The sequence below is a fragment of the Streptomyces sp. NPDC025273 genome, from assembly GCF_040638585.1.
Classification (GTDB): Bacteria; Actinomycetota; Actinomycetes; order Streptomycetales; family Streptomycetaceae; genus Streptomyces; species Streptomyces cinereorectus.
The window spans coordinates 13594-29196 of sequence record NZ_JBEZYP010000005.1; the positions used below are offsets into that span (position 1 = coordinate 13594).

The 15603-nt window shown below is 72.3% G+C and carries 18 protein-coding genes; 3 read left to right on the plus strand and 15 right to left on the minus strand.

Annotated elements, in window-relative coordinates:
- Positions 1–20: 20 nt before the first annotated feature.
- The 4 genes from AB0F38_RS10675 to tsaB are packed head-to-tail and all read right to left on the minus strand — an operon-like array spanning position 21 to position 2541.
- Positions 21–290 carry a hypothetical protein gene (locus AB0F38_RS10675; protein ID WP_361889913.1) on the minus strand — a complete coding sequence of 90 codons (270 nt, stop codon included), beginning with the start codon at positions 288–290 and terminating at the stop codon, positions 21–23.
- Positions 287–1393 (minus strand): tRNA (adenosine(37)-N6)-threonylcarbamoyltransferase complex transferase subunit TsaD, encoded by a 1107-nt coding sequence (gene tsaD, locus AB0F38_RS10680; RefSeq protein WP_361889916.1) that lies wholly within the window; start codon positions 1391–1393, stop codon positions 287–289. The genes AB0F38_RS10675 and tsaD overlap by 4 nt, the downstream gene beginning before the upstream one ends.
- Before the next feature lie 3 nt (positions 1394–1396).
- Entirely contained in the window at positions 1397–1885 is a 489-nt protein-coding gene (rimI, locus tag AB0F38_RS10685; RefSeq protein ID WP_361889918.1) for a ribosomal protein S18-alanine N-acetyltransferase, read from the minus strand.
- Positions 1882–2541, minus strand: coding sequence for a tRNA (adenosine(37)-N6)-threonylcarbamoyltransferase complex dimerization subunit type 1 TsaB (gene tsaB / locus AB0F38_RS10690; RefSeq protein ID WP_361889921.1), 660 nt, complete (start codon positions 2539–2541; stop codon positions 1882–1884). Before tsaB ends, rimI begins: the two co-directional genes overlap by 4 nt.
- Before the next feature lie 179 nt (positions 2542–2720).
- Between tsaB and AB0F38_RS10695 the strand changes: the two genes are divergently transcribed.
- Positions 2721–3257, plus strand: coding sequence for a hypothetical protein (locus tag AB0F38_RS10695; protein ID WP_361890670.1), 537 nt, complete (start codon positions 2721–2723; stop codon positions 3255–3257).
- 28 nt (positions 3258–3285) lie between these two features.
- Here AB0F38_RS10695 and AB0F38_RS10700 read toward each other — a convergent pair whose 3' ends face one another.
- From AB0F38_RS10700 to glmS, 8 genes are all read right to left on the minus strand, one after another.
- Positions 3286–3459, minus strand: coding sequence for a hypothetical protein (locus AB0F38_RS10700; RefSeq protein WP_361889924.1), 174 nt, complete (start codon positions 3457–3459; stop codon positions 3286–3288).
- A 127-nt stretch (positions 3460–3586) separates the two neighbouring features.
- Positions 3587–4120, minus strand: coding sequence for a tRNA (adenosine(37)-N6)-threonylcarbamoyltransferase complex ATPase subunit type 1 TsaE (gene tsaE, locus AB0F38_RS10705; RefSeq protein ID WP_361889927.1), 534 nt, complete (start codon positions 4118–4120; stop codon positions 3587–3589).
- An 18-nt stretch (positions 4121–4138) separates the two neighbouring features.
- Positions 4139–5353 carry an alpha/beta hydrolase gene (locus AB0F38_RS10710; protein WP_361889929.1) on the minus strand — a complete coding sequence of 405 codons (1215 nt, stop codon included), beginning with the start codon at positions 5351–5353 and terminating at the stop codon, positions 4139–4141.
- Positions 5354–5391: 38 nt separating this feature from the next.
- Positions 5392–6546 (minus strand): alanine racemase, encoded by a 1155-nt coding sequence (gene alr / locus AB0F38_RS10715; protein WP_361889932.1) that lies wholly within the window; start codon positions 6544–6546, stop codon positions 5392–5394.
- A gap of 62 nt (positions 6547–6608) precedes the next feature.
- A complete protein-coding gene (locus tag AB0F38_RS10720) occupies positions 6609–6995 on the minus strand; it encodes a DUF488 family protein (RefSeq protein WP_361889935.1) in 387 nt (128 codons plus the stop codon).
- Positions 6996–7040: 45 nt separating this feature from the next.
- The gene (locus AB0F38_RS10725; protein ID WP_361889937.1) at positions 7041–8486 is read right to left on the minus strand and encodes an NAD(P)H-hydrate dehydratase; all 1446 of its coding nucleotides are present in this window, start codon (positions 8484–8486) and stop codon (positions 7041–7043) included.
- 4 nt (positions 8487–8490) lie between these two features.
- Positions 8491–8859 carry a holo-ACP synthase gene (locus tag AB0F38_RS10730; RefSeq protein WP_361889940.1) on the minus strand — a complete coding sequence of 123 codons (369 nt, stop codon included), beginning with the start codon at positions 8857–8859 and terminating at the stop codon, positions 8491–8493.
- Between the two features lie 17 nt (positions 8860–8876).
- Positions 8877–10724, minus strand: coding sequence for a glutamine--fructose-6-phosphate transaminase (isomerizing) (gene glmS, locus AB0F38_RS10735; protein WP_361889943.1), 1848 nt, complete (start codon positions 10722–10724; stop codon positions 8877–8879).
- A gap of 208 nt (positions 10725–10932) precedes the next feature.
- Between glmS and coaA the strand changes: the two genes are divergently transcribed.
- Positions 10933–11925: a type I pantothenate kinase gene (gene coaA, locus AB0F38_RS10740; protein WP_361889946.1), complete on the plus strand. Its 993-nt coding sequence runs from the start codon at positions 10933–10935 to the stop codon at positions 11923–11925.
- A 28-nt stretch (positions 11926–11953) separates the two neighbouring features.
- Positions 11954–12916: a DUF389 domain-containing protein gene (locus AB0F38_RS10745; RefSeq protein WP_361889949.1), complete on the plus strand. Its 963-nt coding sequence runs from the start codon at positions 11954–11956 to the stop codon at positions 12914–12916.
- A 7-nt stretch (positions 12917–12923) separates the two neighbouring features.
- On the opposite strand, the gene glmM is transcribed toward AB0F38_RS10745, so the two are convergent.
- The 3 genes from glmM to rplM form a co-directional block, all read right to left on the minus strand.
- On the minus strand, positions 12924–14282 hold the full coding sequence (gene glmM, locus AB0F38_RS10750; RefSeq protein ID WP_361889952.1) for a phosphoglucosamine mutase: 1359 nt from the start codon (positions 14280–14282) through the stop codon (positions 12924–12926).
- A 215-nt stretch (positions 14283–14497) separates the two neighbouring features.
- Positions 14498–14998 carry a 30S ribosomal protein S9 gene (rpsI, locus tag AB0F38_RS10755; protein ID WP_361890673.1) on the minus strand — a complete coding sequence of 167 codons (501 nt, stop codon included), beginning with the start codon at positions 14996–14998 and terminating at the stop codon, positions 14498–14500.
- An 81-nt stretch (positions 14999–15079) separates the two neighbouring features.
- Positions 15080–15523 carry a 50S ribosomal protein L13 gene (rplM, locus tag AB0F38_RS10760; protein ID WP_031096418.1) on the minus strand — a complete coding sequence of 148 codons (444 nt, stop codon included), beginning with the start codon at positions 15521–15523 and terminating at the stop codon, positions 15080–15082.
- Positions 15524–15603 lie beyond the last annotated feature (80 nt).

Here is a 15603-nt window from a genome sequence, read left to right on the forward strand (position 1 = left end):
TCCTGCCCGCGGAGGCGGTCTCAGGCGTCCGCCGGCCCCAGCGACTCGAAGCGCCAGCGGTGCACCGGGCGGGTGATCAGCCCTGCGTGCGGCTCGGGCAGCTCCGGCAGTTCGTCGTCGTAGGCCGCCTCCCACCAGGTGAGGACGAGCACCCGGTCCTGCGGGGCGCGCAGCAGCTCGCTGCGCAGCGGCCGCCGGGCGAGCTCGGCCGCCCGGGACCGGGCCCATTCCAGCAGCTCGGCTCCCCGGCCCGCGGTGGCGCGGGCCTCCCACATCAGGGCGACGGTCATGAGTAGAGGTTGTCCTTGCTGATCTCGTGCACGTGGTCGTGGTCATGGGCGTGACCGTGCGCCCCGGGTACATGGGGTTCGGTGACCGGCAGCGAGGAGTCCGCGGAGAGCTCCCAGTCCGAGGCCGGGCGGTTGCGGGCGACCATCTCGGCGCCGAGCGCGGCGACCATCGCGCCGTTGTCCGTGCACAGTCCGGGCCTGGGCACGCGCAGCCGGATGCCGGCCCGCTCGCACCGCTCCTCGGCCAGGGCGCGCAGCCGCGAGTTGGCCGCTACACCGCCGCCGATCATCAGGTGGCCGACGCCCTCGTCCTTGCAGGCCCGCACGGCCTTGCGGGTCAGCACGTCCACGACGGCCTCCTGGAAGGACGCCGCGACGTCCCGTACGGGAACGTCCTCGCCGGCCGCCCGCTTCGCCTCGATCCAGCGCGCCACGGACGTCTTGAGGCCGGAGAAGGAGAAGTCGTACGCCGGATCGCGCGGGCCGCTCAGCCCGCGCGGGAACGCGATCGCCTTCGGGTCTCCTTCCCTGGCCAGCCGGTCGATGACCGGGCCGCCGGGGAAGCCGAGGTGCAGCACCCGGGCGATCTTGTCGAAGGCCTCGCCCGCCGCGTCGTCGATGGTGGCGCCCAGCGGGCGTACGTCGCTGGTGATGTCCGGGGCCAGCAGCAGCGAGGAGTGTCCGCCGCTGACCAGCAGTGCCATCGTCGGCTCGGGCAGCGGGCCGTGCTCCAGCTGGTCGACGCAGATGTGCGAGGCGAGGTGGTTCACCCCGTACAGCGGCTTGTTCAGCGCGTACGCGTACGCCTTGGCCGCCGACACGCCGACGAGCAGCGCCCCGGCGAGCCCGGGGCCGGCCGTGACCGCGATGCCGTCCAGGTCCCGGGCGCTGATCCCGGCCTCCTTCAGGGCGCGCTCGATGGTGGGGACCATCGACTCCAGGTGGGCGCGGGAGGCGATCTCCGGGACGACGCCGCCGAAGCGGGCGTGCGTGTCGACGCTGGAGGCGACGGCGTCGGCGAGCAGCGTCGTGCCGCGCACGATGCCGACGCCGGTCTCGTCGCAGGAGGTCTCGATGCCGAGTACGAGCGGTTCGTCAGCCATCAGTCAGATCTCTGTTCCTTGTACGGTCAGGCGCATGACGAGTGCGTCGATGTTCCCCGGCTGGTAGTAGCCCCGGCGGAAGCCGATGGGTTCGAAGCCGAAGCGTTCGTAGAGCTTCTGCGCGCGTGTGTTGTCGACACGCACCTCCAGGAGCACCGAGGCGCACTCGAAGGCCGTGGCGTGTCTGAGCAGGTCGCTCAGGAGCTCGGAGCCGAGGCCGCTGCCCCACTGGCCGCGGCTGACGCCGATCGTCTGGACGTCGGCGAGGTCACCGGCCGAGGCGAGGCCCGCGTAACCGACGATCCGTCCGTCGGCGGGGTCCTCGGCGACGACGTAGCGGTGGGTGGCCTGCGGGCCGCGGGAGCGCGCCAGCTCGGACCAGAACATGCCGGCCGACCAGGAGTCCTCGGGGAACAGCTCGTGTTCCAGCTCCAGCACCGGGGCGATGTCCCACCAGCGCATCTCGCGGAGCACTGCGGTCGCGGTCGTCACTTGGGGGTGACCACCTTGTAGTTCTTCGGCACCTGGGCGTCGGGCCTGCGCAGGTAGAGGGGCTGCGGCGGCAGCAGTGCGTCCCCGGCGGCGAGGCGTTCGGCCGCGAGGGCGGCGAGCGCACCCGCGGAGACGTGTTCCGGACCGCGGGCGTCCGGGAAGGCCTCGGGGTAGAGCAGGGCGCCCGCGCCGACGACGGGCAGTCCGGCGAGCCGCTCGGCGATGTCGGCGGGCCGGTCGACGCCGGGTTCGCCGGTCGTGCGGCCCTCCTCGTACCGCGCCCAGTAGACCTCCTTGCGGCGCGCGTCCGTCGCGACGGCGAACGGGCCTTCGAGGCCCCCCTGCCGTGCGGCGTACGCGAGGCCGTCGAGCGTGCACAGCCCGTGCACGGGCACGGAGAGGACGGAGCCGAAGGTCGCCGCGGTCACCAGACCGACGCGCAGCCCGGTGTAGGGGCCGGGGCCGGTCCCGACGACCACGCCGGTCACGGCGTCGAGTGCCACCCCGGCCTCGGCGAGGACCCGGTCGACGGCGGGCAGCAGGAGTTCCCCGTGCCTTCGGGCGTCGACCTGGCCGGTTTCGGCGACGACGGAGGCACCGTCGTGGAGGGCGACGGTGACGGCGGGGGTGGCGGTATCCACGGCGAGCAGGAGCACACAAACAGCCTACGGCTCCGCCGACCCGGTCATCGCAGCCCGTACGGCGTCCCGGTCCGCCCTTCCGCTGCTGGTACCGTCGCCCGGGTACACGCGTGTACGACGTAAATGCTTGTATGACATACGACGGCAGGCGCGCGAAAAGGGAGTTCACGGTGGCAAGGGGCAGCTCGGGAATCGTGGCCGCGCTCACCGCCGCGGCGGTGGCCGCGGTCTGTTTCCTCGCCTACCAGGCGTCGGCGAACGCGCCCGACTCGGTGGCCGTCCCCTCGGCCGAGGCCTCCGGCAGCGCGTCGGCGAAGCCGAGCGAGAAGCCCGCCCCTCCGAAGGAGCCGCTCGCGATCCCCGCGGACTCCGACACCGGGCCGCGCGTCGTGTACGCGCTGAAGGACCGGCGGGTGTGGATCGTGGACGCGAAGGAGAAGTCGCTCCGGACGTTCGCCGTCATGCCGAGCTCCGTGAGCCCGCTGCCGGGTGTCTACCGGGTCACCTCGCGCTCGGGCACCATCAAGGGCTCGGACGGCGTACTGATCGAACACGTGGTGCGTTTCGCGAGCGTCGACGACGTGTCCGTGGGCTTCAGCGCCGCACAGGACGGTTCCCTGGAGAGCCCCGACCCCACGCTGAAGACCGGCGGCGTGCGGATGAAGCGCGCCGACGGCAACGCGCTGTGGACCTTCGCGACGGTCGGCGTCAAGGTCGTCGTCGTCCCGTAGCGGCCCCCGGCCCGGTGGCAGAAGCCCTCTAGGCCGCGTCGCGCCCCTGTTCCTCCTCGACGTCCTCGGCGTCCTCGCGGGGCGGCGTCGAGACAGCTGTCGCCGCGGCGCAGGAGGCCAGCAGATCCTTCATCGACACCGCGGACACCGGCGTGTCCGCCTGCGGCGGCTGCGGCTGCACTTCGCGCTCGGGTGTCGGCATGTATGCCTCCTCGGGCTTCGGTGAGAGACGTGGTTAGGCAGACCTAACCAGATCTCCCGTCCATGTGACCACGGCCGTAGCCCCCGGCGCAACATTTTACCGACGGCCTGTCGGAAAGCGGCCCGCGTCAGGCCGTCGCCAGGTCCTCCCGCAGCCCTGCCCAGCGCGCCCCGATCCCCATCAGGGTCACCGTGCGGCGTTCGTCGTCCGTGTCGCCGACCGCGCGGTCGATCACCACGCGCAGCCGGTCCTCCGACAGCTCCTCGACCTTTCCGTCGCCCCACTCCACGACGACCACCGACTCCGGCAGCGACACGTCGAGATCCAGGTCCTCCATCTCGTCGAGCCCGCCGCCCAGGCGGTACGCGTCGACGTGGACCAGTGCGGGGCCCGTGCCCAGCGACGGGTGGACCCGGGCGATCACGAAGGTGGGAGAGGTGACGGCGCCCCGCACGCCGAGACCCTCGCCGAGCCCGCGGGTCAGGGTGGTCTTGCCCGCGCCGAGCTCGCCGGAGAGCATCACCAGGTCCCCGGGGGCCAGCACACCGGCGATGCGGCGGCCGAGGTCCCGCATCTGTTCGGGGGACTCGACGGCGAGGTCCAGGGTGACGGTGTCCGGTACGGCGGTGTCGGCCGCCGGGCCGTTGTGCGCTGCTTCCATGCGGGCAACGTTAGAGGATCAGGGCACCTCGGCCGGAACGGCTCCGATCCGTACCAGCAGGTCCGCGAGCCGGTCGGTGACCGTCTCCGGGTGCTCCAGCATCACCAGGTGCCCGGCGTCCGGCACGATGACCAGCTCGGAGTCGGGGAGGTGGTCCGCGATGGCCTCGCTGTGCGTACTGGGCGTCACCAGGTCCTTGTCGCCGGCCAGGATCAGCACCGGGATGTCGCGGAAGGCGAGCAGCGCCCCGCTCTTGTCGTGATCGGTGAACGCCGGGTAGAACTCGGCGACCACATCGATCGGGGTGGACTCGATGAGCCGCTCCGCGAACCGGGACACCGCCGGGTCCACGTCCCGCGATCCGAACGAGTAGCGCTTGATCAGGCCCGCGAAGAGGTCGGCCGTGGCCCGCCTGCCGCGCTCCACCAGCTCCGCCTGGGAGCCGAGCGCGTTCAGCACGACGGGCAGCACCCGGCGCACCGCGTTCACCCCCGCCACGGGCAGCCCGAAGTTCACCTCGCCGAGCTTCCCGCTCGACGTGCCGATGAACGCCACCGCGGCGACCCGGTCACGGATCAGCTCCGGGTACCGGTCGGCGAGCGCCATCATCGTCATGCCGCCCATCGAGTGCCCGACGAGCACCAGCGGGCCCTCGGGGGCCGCCGCGTCTATGACCGCCTTCAGGTCGCGGCCGAGCTGGTCGATGCCGACCGGTACGCCCTCGGCCTGCGCCCTGCCGCGCTCGGAGCGGCCGTGGCTGCGCTGGTCCCAGTGGACGGTGCGGACCAGGCCGCGCAGGGCCGCCCGCTGGAAGTGCCAGGAGTCCTGGCTGAGGCAGTAGCCGTGACTGAAGACGACGGTGACGGGTCCGGGCGCCTTGCGGCCGAAGAGCCTTCGCCGGCGCGACGAGCTCGTGCCGCTGCCCGGCTTGGCACCGGAGCGGACCGTGCCGCCGTCCTCGACCTCGTCGACCTCGTAGTACAAGCCGGTCCCGTCGTCGGCGACGGCACGGCCCGGGGTCCCGCGCACGGAGCCGTACGGGCCGGAGGCGTCCAGCGCGAGACGGGCCTTCTTGCGCATGCCCCGGCCCACCGTCAGCCGCTCGACCGCGACACCCGCCGCCGCGCCCGCGGCGATGACGCCTATCGCCGCTCCGGCGATGCCCGCCCGCCGCCAGCCGGCCGCCGCGACGGCCGCCGTCGCCGCCACGTCCCCCGCGCTGGTATCGCTCACCGTGCCGTGCTCCTCACCCTGTCGTCGCGCTCGTCCGGTCAGCCCCGGTCGGGGGCCTCGTGCAGATGGACGCGGGGTACGCGTCCGCCGATCCGCGTGACGATCTCGTACGCGATCGTGCCGGCCGCCTCCGCCCAGTCCTCGGCGCTCGGCTCGCCCCGGTCCCCCGGCCCGAACAGCACCGCTTCGGCGCCCGCTTCCGGGGTCTCGCCCCCGAGGTCGACCACGAACTGGTCCATCGCGACGCGGCCCGCGACCGTCCGTCGCCGTCCGGCGACGAGCACGGGGCCCCGGCCCGAGGCGTGCCGCGGGATGCCGTCCGCGTAGCCGACCGGCACCAGGGCCAGGGTCGTCTCGGCGGAGGTCGTGTAGTGGTGGCCGTAGCTGATGCCGTGGCCCGGCGGCACCTGCTTGACCAGCGCCACCGAGGCGGCGAGCGTCATCACGGGGCGCAGGCCGAAGTCGGCGGGGGTGCCCAGCTCGGGCGAGGGCGAGATGCCGTACATGGCGATCCCGGTGCGGACGAGGTCGAAGTGGGACTCCGGCACCGTGAGCAGCGCCGGGGAGTTCGCGATGTGCCGCACCTCCGGCTCGACGCCCTCCTTCTCCGCGCACGCCACCATGTCGCGGAACACGGCCAGCTGGGCGGCGATCGACGGGTGGTCCGGCTCGTCGGCGCAGGCGAAGTGCGACCAGAGGCCGGTGATGCGCAGGGTGCCCGCGGTCTCGGCCCTCCGGGCGGCGGAGACGAGCTCCGGCCAGTCGGCGGGCTGACAGCCGTTGCGCCCGAGGCCCGTGTCGGCCTTGAGCTGCACCCGGGCCGGGATGTCGGCCTCGGTGGCGGCGGCGACGACTTCGCCGAGCGCCCACATTCCGCTCACCGAGACGTCGATGTCGGCCTCGATCGCCTCGCGCCAGGGCCCGCCGGGTGTCCACAGCCAGCACATCACCCGGCCGCCGATCCCGGCGGCCCGCAGCGCGAGCGCCTCCTGGGGGGTCGCGGTGCCCAGCCAGGTCGCGCCCGCCTCCAGCGCGGCTCTGGCACAGGGCAGCGCCCCGTGCCCGTACGCGTCGGACTTCACCACGGCCATGAGCTGCGCCCCGGAGGCCCGCGCACGCAGGACACGCACGTTGGCGCGCAGTGCTGCGAGGTCGATCTCGGCACGGGCTCTCGGGGACGCTGTCTCGTTCATATCGCGTCCAGTGTCTCAGAGCCGTACGCCTGTGCCCTCGACCTCCCGGGCGCGGTGGGGCGTCAGCCGTGCCGGAGCGCGTGTTCCAGGTGCTCGACGAGGACCGGGACGTGGCCGTCCCCCAGGTCCTTCACGGCCGTGACCAGGGTGACAGGGCCGTGCTCGCGCAGCAGGCCGAGCAGTTCGCCGACGGCGTGCTCGTGGACCGGGTCGCCAAGCTCGGCGCGGTAGCGGTCGACGAACTCGTCGTACCGCTTCCCGGAGCGGTCCTCGTGGTACCAGGAGCGGAGCTCCTTCGACGGGGTGACGTCCTTGGCCCACACGTCGACGGCGGCGTGCTCCTTGGAGACCCCGCGCGGCCAGAGCCGGTCGACGAGGACGCGTGTTCCGTCGTCCTCCTCCGGCGGGTCGTACACCCTGCGTACGCGTACGGCTTCGCTGCTGCCCACGTCCGATCACCCTTCCGGCTCGTGTCCCGCTCCTGCCAGCGTGGCTCAGGCCCGCACGTCCCGCCAGGCCGCGGGGATCGCGTCGGCGACGTCCTGTGCGGCGACCGGCGCCCCGTCCGATCCCCGGCGCGCCGCGAGCCCGTGCAGATAGGCGCCCACGGAGGCCGCGTCGCGCGGGGCCAGTCCGGCGGCGAGCAGCGAGCCGGTCAGCCCGGAGAGCACGTCGCCGCTGCCTGCGGTGGCCAGCCAGGACGTGCCCGTCGGGTTGACGCGCACCGGCACGTCCCCGGCCTCCGCGACCAGCGTCGTCGAGCCCTTGAGCAGCACCGTGGCCCGGTAGCGCGCGGCCAGTTCGCGTACGGCGGCGAGCCGCCCCGCCTCGACCTCCTCGCGCGGGACGCCGAGCAGCGCGGCCGCCTCCCCGGCGTGCGGGGTGAGCACGGTGGAGGCGGTGCGCGCGCGGACGGCCCCGGCGTCCATCAGCCGCAGCCCGTCCGCGTCGATCAGCACGGGCACGTCCGAGGCCAGTACGTCGGAGACCGCCTCGGCGGCCGCCGAGGAGTCGCCGAGCCCCGGCCCGGCCACCCAGGCCTGCACCCGCCCGGCCTTAGAGGGCCGCCCGGGGTGCACGAGGGTCTCCGGGTAGCGGGCGATCACCGCGTCCGTGCCGGGACCGGCGTACCGCACGGCTCCGGCACCGCCGCGCAGCGCACCCGCGACCGCGAGCACCGCGGCGCCCGGGTACCGTTCCGAGCCGGCCGCCACGCCGACCACACCGCGCCGGTACTTGTCGCTGTGCGCGCCGGGCAGCGGCAGGAGGGCGGCGACGTCGGCGTACTGGAGGGCCTCCAGGTCGGGGCGCCCGGGCAGTTCGGGCCCCAGGCCGATGTCGACGAGGCGCAGCGCGCCCGCCCGCTCGGCGGCCGGGTCGATGAGCAGCCCCGGCTTGTACGTACCGAAGGTGACCGTGGCGTCCGCCCGTACGGCGGCGCCGAGCACCTGTCCGGTGTCCGCCTCGACCCCGCTGGGCAGGTCCACGGCCAGCACGGGCGCGTGGCCGCTCGTGACCGCGCGCACCAGCGCCTCCGCGTCGGGCCGCAGGCCGCCCCGGCCGCCGATCCCGGTGATGCCGTCGACGACGAGGTCGACGGGTCCCAGGCCGTCCGGGGTGTCCAGGACCTGGCCGCCGGCCGCGAGCAGGGCCGCCAGGCCGCCCGCGTGGACCTTGTCCGGGGAGGTCAGCAGGGCCCGTACACCCGCCCCTCGGCGAGCCAGCCGGGCTCCGGCGTACAGCGTGTCACCCCCGTTGTCGCCACTGCCGACGAGGAGGAGCACCCGCGACCCGTACACCCGGCCGTTGCGCCGGAGCAGGTCGCCGCAGGCGACCGCCAGGCCGGCGGCGGCGCGCCGCATCAGTGCGCCCTCCGGCAGCCGTGCCATCAGCGCCTGTTCGGCGGCCCGTACGGTCGATACGCTGTACGCCTGTCGCATGCGCTCAACTCTCCGCGATCACGACGGCCGACGCCACCCCCGCGTCATGGCTGAGCGAGACGTGCCAGCTGCGCACCCCCAGCTCCGCGGCACGGGCGGCGACCGTGCCGCGGACCTCCAGCCGGGGCTGCCCGCTGTCCTCGACGCACACCTCGGCGTCCGTCCAGAGCAGCCCGCCCGGGGCGCCGAGTGCCTTGGCCAGCGCCTCCTTGGCGGCGAACCGGGCCGCGAGGGAGGCGATCCCCCGCCGCTCCCCGCTGGGCAGCAGCAACTCCCTCTCCAGGAACAGACGGTCCGCGATCTGCGGCGTCCGCTCCAGTGCCGCGCCGAAGCGTTCGATCTCCGCCACGTCGATCCCGACCCCGATGATCATGCACTCACCCTCATCCACTACTCCACGGTCACGGACTTCGCCAGATTGCGCGGCTGGTCCACCTCGTTGCCGCGGGCCGTCGCCAGTTCGCAGGCGAAGACCTGCAACGGCACGGTGGCGACCAGCGGCTGAAGCAGCGTAGGCGTAGCGGGGATCCGGATGAGGTGGTCGGCGTACGGGACGACCGCTTCGTCGCCCTCCTCGGCGATGACGACGGTCCGGGCGCCCCGGGCCCTGATCTCCTGGATGTTCGACACGATCTTGTCGTGGAGCACCGAACGGCCGCGCGGGGACGGCACGATCACGACGACCGGCAGCCCTTCGTCGATGAGCGCGATCGGTCCGTGTTTGAGCTCCCCCGCGGCGAAGCCCTCGGCGTGCATGTACGCGAGCTCCTTGAGTTTCAGCGCGCCTTCCAGGGCCACCGGGTAGCCGACGTGGCGGCCCACGAACAGGACGGTGTCCCGGTGGGCGAGCGAGCGGGCGAGGGCGCGCACGGGCTCCATGGTGCCGAGGACCTGCTCGACCTGGTGGGGGACCTCGGAGAGCTGGCGGACGACGGTGCGGATCTCGTCGCCCCACTTGGTGCCGCGGATCTGTCCGAGGTAGAGCGCGACGAGGTAGCAGGCGACGAGCTGGGTCAGGAACGCCTTGGTGGAGGCGACGGCGACCTCCGGCCCGGCATGGGTGTAGAGGACGGCGTCGGACTCCCTCGGGATCGTCGAGCCGTTGGTGTTGCAGATGGCGAGGACCTTCGCCCCCTGTTCACGGGCGTGCCGCAGGGCCATCAGCGTGTCCATGGTCTCGCCGGACTGGGAGATCGCGACGACGAGGGTGTGCCGGTCCAGGATCGGGTCGCGGTAGCGGAACTCGCTGGCGAGTTCCGTCTCGCAGGGCAGCCGGGTGACGTGCTCGATGGCGTACTTGGCGATCATCCCGGCGTGGAACGCGGTCCCGCAGGCGACGATGACGACCTTGTCGACCTCCCTGAGCTCGCTCGGCGGGATCCGCACCTCGTCGAGGCGCAGCGTGCCGGAGGCGTCGATCCGGCCGAGGAGCGTGTCGGCGACGGCCTTCGGCTGGTCCGCGATCTCCTTGAGCATGAAGGAGGCGTAGCCGCCCTTCTCGGCGGCGGAGGTGTCCCAGTCCACGTGGTAGGCGTGGACCTCGGCGGGCCGGCCGTCGAAGCCGGTGACGGTGACCCCGTCCCGGCGCAGCTCCACCACCTGGTCCTGGCCCAGCTCGACCGCGTCCCGGGTGTGGGCGATGAAGGCGGCCACGTCGGAGGCCAGGAACATCTCGCCCTCCCCGACGCCCACCACCAGCGGCGAGTTGCGCCGGGCCCCGACGACGGTGCCGGGCTCGTCGGCGTGCACCGCGACCAGGGTGAACGCACCGCGCAACTGCCTGCACACCTGGCGCATGGCCTCGGCGAGGTCGCCGGCCGAGGAGTGCGCCTCCGCCAGCAGGTGGGCGACGACCTCGGTGTCGGTCTCGGAGGCCAGCTCGTGGCCGCGCCCGGCGAGCTCCTCGCGCAGGGCGGCGAAGTTCTCGATGATCCCGTTGTGCACGACGGCGACGCGGCCCGCGTTGTCGAGGTGCGGGTGCGCGTTGGCGTCGGTGGGGCCGCCGTGCGTGGCCCAACGGGTGTGCCCGATACCGGTGTTCCCCGCGGGCAACGGCCGGTCCTTGAGCTCCTTCTCCAGGTTGAGGAGCTTCCCGGCCTTCTTCGCCCCGGCCAGACCGCCGTCCGCGAGGACGGCGACCCCCGCCGAGTCGTAGCCCCGGTATTCGAGGCGCTTCAGTCCCGCGACGACGACGTCCTGCGCCGACTGCCCACCGACGTAACCCACGATTCCGCACATATCGGCACCATAAGGCCCCTGCCTGCCGCTGCCCGGGGGTCCGGCGTGTGTCGTTTCCGCCGTTGGACGGTGAGGGCCTGCCGAAGGTTGTACGGGTCCGTGTCAGGGAAGCCGTCGGCCGCTCGAAGGACCACCGAAGCACCTTCGCCCCTCCCCACGTGACCGACCCCACCCCCCACTGCGTCAGAACTGCCGCAACAATGCATAGGTGATCACTTCGCCCGCACGGAGCCCCCGGCGCACCGAGCACGCGCCGACGCCCTACCTCGACCTGACCCGGGCGGAGTGGAGCGCGCTGCGCGACAAAACGCCCCTGCCGCTGACCGCCGCGGAGGTGGAGAAGCTGCGGGGCCTCGGCGACGTCATCGACCTCGACGAGGTCCGGGACGTCTACCTGCCGCTCTCCCGGCTCCTCAACCTGTACGTCCAGGCCACCTCCGGTCTGCGCGGGGCGCTGAACACCTTCCTCGGGGACGCGGGCAACGGCCACGGCGAGCAGCGCGGGACGCCGTTCGTCATCGGGGTCGCGGGCAGTGTCGCCGTCGGCAAGTCCACCAGCGCCCGCATCCTGCAGGCCCTGCTGGCGCGCTGGCCCGAGCACCCCCGGGTGGAGCTGGTGACCACCGACGGGTTCCTGCTGCCGATGAAGGAGCTCGAAGCGCGCGGGCTGATGTCGCGCAAGGGGTTCCCGGAGTCGTACGACCGGCGGGCCCTGACCCGGTTCGTCGCCGACATCAAGGCCGGCAAGGACGAGGTGACGGCCCCCGTCTACTCGCACCTGATCTACGACATCGTGCCGGACGAGCGGCTCACCGTACGCCGTCCCGACATCCTCATCGTCGAGGGCCTGAACGTGCTCCAGCCCGCGCTGCCCGGCAAGGACGGCCGTACCAGGGTGGGGCTCGCGGACTACTTCGACTTCAGTGTGTACGTGGACGCGCGCCCCGAGGACATCGAGACCTGGTACCTGAACCGCTTCCGCCGGCTGCGCGAGACGGCGTTCCAGAACCCGTTCTCGTACTTCCGCAAGTACACCCAGGTGTCCGAGGAGGAGGCGCTGGACTACGCGCGCACCATGTGGCGGACCATCAACAAGCCCAATCTGCTGGAGAACGTGGCGCCGACGCGGGGCCGTGCCACGCTGGTGCTGCGCAAGGGGCCGGACCACAAGGTCCAGCGGCTGTCGCTGCGCAAACTCTGACCCGCTCGACTCCGGAAAGGGTGCGCCCGTGCTGCATCTGCGTCTCATCGTGCCCGCCGACCGCACCGACGAGGTGGTCTCCCTGCTGGAGCACACCGTCGGCACCGCCCATCTCGCCGTGCTGGCCGGAGTGGCCCTCAGCCCGGCCGGTGACGTGGTCCTGTGCGACGTGGCGCGCGAGTCGGGCGACGAGCTCATCGGCGCGCTGCGGGAGCTGGGCATCGACAGGACCGGCTCGATCACCGTCGAGAACATGGACCTGACGCTTTCCGCTCAGGCGGACGAGGCCGAGCGGGAGGCGCCCGGCGAGGGCGCGGACGCGGTGCTGTGGGAAGAGCTGAGCGAGGTGACCCATGAGGAGTCCACCCTCAGCGTGACCTACGTGTCGTTCCTCTCCGTCGCGACGATGCTGGCCGCCTGCGGAGTGATGCTCGACAACGCGATCCTGATCGTGGGTGCGATGGCGGTGGGCCCGGAGTTCGGCCCGCTGGCCGGCATCTCGACGGCGCTGGTGCAGCGCGCCCCGCGGCTGGTCGCGCGCTCGCTGTGGGCGCTGATCAGCGGCTTCGTCGCGGCGATGGCGGTGACGGCCGGGTTCGCCTGGCTGATGGACACCTTCGGGCTGTTCAACGCCGGCATGGTCACGGCGGACCGGCCCAACACCGGGTTCATCTGGCATCCGGACTGGATGTCGTTCGTGGTGGCGCTCCTGGCGGGCATCGCCGGGACGCTCTCGCTGACCTCGGCGAAGTCAGGGGCGCTGATCGGCGTGGCGATCTCCGTGACCACGGTTCCCGCCGCCGCCAACGCCGCGGTCGCCTTCAGCTACCAGGACCTCCAGCAGACGTGGGGGTCTTCGGCGCAGCTGCTGGCCAACCTGGGCGGCATCGTCGTGGCCGGGACTCTGACGCTGATGCTCCAGAAGGCACTGTGGGCGGCACAGCGACGGGCGGACCCGGCCGTGAAGCCGGGTCCGTCCCGCGTCGGCTGAGGGGCCGTCAGCCCAGCGCGGACTTCACCACGTCGGCCAGCCGGCCGGCCACGGCGCGTGCCTGCTCGAGGTCGGCGGCCTCGACCATGACCCGTACCAGCGGCTCCGTGCCCGACTTGCGCAGCAGGACGCGTCCGGTGTCGCCCAGCTCGCGCTCGGCCTCGCCGACCGCGGCGGCCAGCTCGGGCGAGGTGTCCACGCGGGACTTGTCGACGTCCGGGACGTTGATCAGGACCTGCGGGAGGCGCTGCATGACACCGGCCAGGTCGGCGAGCGTACGGCCGGTGGCGGCGACCCGGGCCGCCAGCATCAGGCCGGTCAGCGTGCCGTCGCCGGTCGTGGCGTGGTCCAGGACGATGACGTGGCCGGACTGCTCGCCGCCCAGCGCGAAGCCCTCGGCCTTCATCGACTCCAGGACGTAGCGGTCGCCGACGGCGGTCTGGACGAGCTGGATGCCCTCCCGCTCCATCGCCATCTTGAAGCCGAGGTTCGACATGACCGTGCCGACGACGGTGTCCTTGCGCAGGTGCCCGGCCTCGCGCATGGCGAGGGCGAGCACGGCCAGGATCTGGTCGCCGTCGATCTCCGCGCCGGTGGCGTCCACGGCCAGGCAGCGGTCGGCGTCGCCGTCGTGCGCGATGCCGAGGTCGGCTCCGTGCTCGACGACGGCGGCCCGCAGCAGCCCCAGGTGCGTGGAGCCACAGCCGTCGTTGATGTTGAGGCCGTCCGGCTCGGCGCCGATGGTGACGACCTCGGCCCCGGCGCGGGCGAACGCCTCGGGCGAGACGCGGGCGGCGGCGCCGTGCGCCTCGTCGAGGACGACCTTGAGTCCGTCGAGGCGGTTCGGGAGGACGCCGATGAGGTGGGCGACGTACCGGTCGAAGCCCTCCGTGTAGTCGGTGACCCGGCCCACGCCGCCGCCGGTCGGACGGGCCCAGGGCTCGCCCGTGCGGTGCTGCTCGTAGACCGTCTCGATGCGGTCCTCCAGCTCGTCGGCGAGCTTGTGGCCGCCGCGGGCGAAGAACTTGATGCCGTTGTCCGGCATCGCGTTGTGGCTGGCGGAGAGCATGACACCGATGTCGGCGCCGAGCACGCCGGTGAGATACGCCACGGCCGGGGTCGGCAGCACCCCGACCCGCAGGACGTCCACGCCCGCGCTGGCCAGGCCCGCCACGACGGCGGCCTCCAGGAACTCTCCGGACGCGCGGGGGTCGCGGCCCACCACGGCCGTGGCCCGATGCCCCTCGAAGGTGCCCGCCTCGGCCAGTACGTGCGCCGCCGCGACCGAGAGCCCGAGCGCGAGCTCGGCCGTCAAGTCCGCGTTGGCGACACCGCGCACGCCGTCCGTGCCGAAGAGTCGTCCCACTGGTGTCCTCCGAAGGTGCTCCGAAACCACAAAACCAAAGCAATCAAATCAGGGCATAGCAAGGCAGGGCGCAACAAAGTAGAAGTGCGATCGAGGCTGCCAGCCCTATAAACGTCTTAAGCCGTTATACGCCCGGTAGGGCCGATAAACGAACGCCCCAGCAGCACGAGGTGTGCCGCCGGGGCGAACGTGTAATGCGGACGAGCAGGCGAGATTTAGCGCTTGCTGTACTGCGGGGCCTTACGGGCCTTCTTGAGACCGGCCTTCTTGCGCTCGACCGCACGGTCGTCGCGGGAGAGGAAGCCGGCCTTCTTCAGCGTGGCGCGGTTGTTGTCCACGTCCGCCTCGTTCAGCGCGCGGGCCACACCGAGGCGCAGGGCGCCGGCCTGACCGGAGACGCCGCCACCCGAGATGCGGGCGATGACGTCGTAGCGGCCGTCGAGCTCGAGCACCTTGAAGGGCTCGTTGACTTCCTGCTGGTGCACCTTGTTGGGGAAGTAGTCCTCAAGGGTGCGACCGTTGATCTTCCACTTGCCGGTGCCCGGAACGATCCGGACGCGGGCGATGGCGTTCTTGCGACGGCCCAGGCCGGCCGCGGGCTGCGGGTCGCCGAAGCGGCCCGCGAGCGACTCGGAGGTGTACTCACCCTCGACGGGGACCTCCGACTCGAAGGTGGTCACCTCGGCGAAGGTCTCTTCGCCCTCGGTGCCCGCCACGTCCTCGGTGGTCGTCTCAACAGTGTTCTCGGCCACGATGCTCCTCAGATCTTTCTTTGTGTCTTTGGGGGGAGGCCGGAACTACTGCGCGACCTGGGTGATCTCGAACGGGACCGGCTGCTGCGCAGCGTGCGGGTGCTGGTCACCCGCGTAGACCTTCAGCTTCGAGATCATCTGACGACCCAGGGTGTTCTTGGGGATCATGCCCTTGATGGCCTTCTCGACAGCCTTCTCCGGGTTCTTGGAGAGCAGCTCGTCGTAACGCACGGAGCGCAGACCGCCCGGGAAGCCGGAGTGGCGGTACGCCATCTTCTGGGTCTTCTTGTTGCCGGAGAGGTGGACCTTCTCGGCGTTGATGATGATGACGAAGTCGCCCATGTCCATGTGGGGGGCGTAGATCGCCTTGTGCTTGCCGCGGAGGAGGTTCGCGGCCGTCGTGGCCAGACGGCCCAGGACGATGTCCTCGGCGTCGATGATGTGCCACTGGCGAGTGACATCGCCGGGCTTGGGGCTGTACGTACGCACTTCGTAGCCTTCGCTTCTTCAGTGGATGAGGTCCAGACACATGGCACCTCTGAAGCGACCATGCAGCTGGGGCTCACAGT